The organism is Nonomuraea sp. NPDC049158, from assembly GCF_040648335.1.
GTDB lineage: Bacteria > Actinomycetota > Actinomycetes > Streptosporangiales > Streptosporangiaceae > Nonomuraea.
The window spans coordinates 1-1,366 of record NZ_JBEZDM010000095.1 but is presented as its reverse complement, the minus strand read 5'-3'; the positions used below and the strand labels follow the sequence as shown (position 1 = coordinate 1,366).

At 69.5% G+C, this 1,366-nt stretch carries 1 protein-coding gene; it reads left to right on the top strand.

Features of this window, described 5'->3' with window-relative positions:
• The first annotated feature begins 183 nt into the window (after window positions 1-183).
• Window positions 184-1,350 (top strand): ISAs1 family transposase, encoded by a 1,167-nt coding sequence (locus AB0B61_RS57435; RefSeq protein ID WP_358450848.1) that lies wholly within the window; start codon window positions 184-186, stop codon window positions 1,348-1,350.
• The last annotated feature ends 16 nt before the right edge of the window (window positions 1,351-1,366 follow it).

Sequence of the window (1,366 nt, the reverse complement as noted above, 5' to 3'; positions counted from 1 at the left end):
CAAGGCCGTTGCGTTCTCGGCTGGTGAGACTGCTGCACCCCTGGGTCGAGTGGCCGAGTAAGGGCGCCCCGGTGCGGAGACGACAAACGCGACCCCTGATGATCGGCGGTGTCTAGCCAGTCGATCAAGAACAGGGGCCGCGTTCGCGTGCCATCATCCCCGATCGACGTGCTCTGTCGCCACTTGGAGCACGTCACCCTCACCGACCCGGCCATCGACCTGCCCACCCTGGCCGCGGTACTGGACACCGTGCCCGACCCCCGCAGCCGCAGAGGACGCCGCTACCGGCTCGGACCACTCCTCGCCTTAACCCTCCTCGCCGTCCTCAGCGGAGCGACATCACTGGCGCAGCTCGCCAGGTTCATCGCCGGGTACGACCCCGGACTGCGCATCCAACTCGGCCTTCCGGCCACCACGCGACCGGCCGCCTCCACCCTGGGACGGCTGCTGGCCCGCCTGGACGGCGACGCCTTCGACGCCGTGACCTGCGGCTACCTCGCCGCGCTGGCCGCCTGCCAGCCACCCGAACAGGCAACATCCACCGAACAGGCGACATCCACCCGAACGCCCCTGCTCGGCCTAGCCGTGGACGGCAAGACCCTGCGCGGCAGCCGCACCCGCGACGGCGTAGTCCACCTGCTGGCCGCCATCCGCCACGACACTCAAACCGTCCTGGCCCAACGCCAGATCGAGGCCAAGAGCAACGAGATCCCCGCCTTCACACCCCTGCTGCGCAGCCTGGACCTGACCGGCGTGGTGATCACCGCCGACGCCCTGCACACCCAGCACGACCACGCCCAGCAGATCATCGCGGCCGGCGGCCACTACCTCTTCGTCGTCAAGGGCAACCAGCCCACGCTCCTGCGCAGGCTCAAGGCCCTACCCTGGCGCGAGGCCATCCTCAACGACCGCACCGACGAGACCGGCCACGGCCGCCGCGAGATCCGCCGCATGAAGATCTGCACCGTCCGGCCCGGCCTGCCCTTTCCCCACGCCGCCCAGGCCATCCAGGTCAAACGCCGCCGTACCGACCGCAGGACCGGCAAGACCACCATCGTCACGATCTACGCGATCACGAGCCTGCCACCAGGCCGGATCACCCACACTCAGCTCGCCGCATTGATCCGCGGCCACTGGAGCATCGAAGCCCTGCACCACATCCGCGACGTCACCTACCGCGAAGACGCCTCCCGCGTCCGCACCGGCACCGCACCCCGCATCATGGCCAGCCTGCGCAACCTGGCCATCGGCCTGGCCCGCCTGCTCGGCTGGACCAACATCGCCTCCGCCGCCGACTACTACCGCAGCCACCCAGCCGATGGCATGCACCTACTCGGTCTCACGACCTGAGAACGCTTCGGCCCTG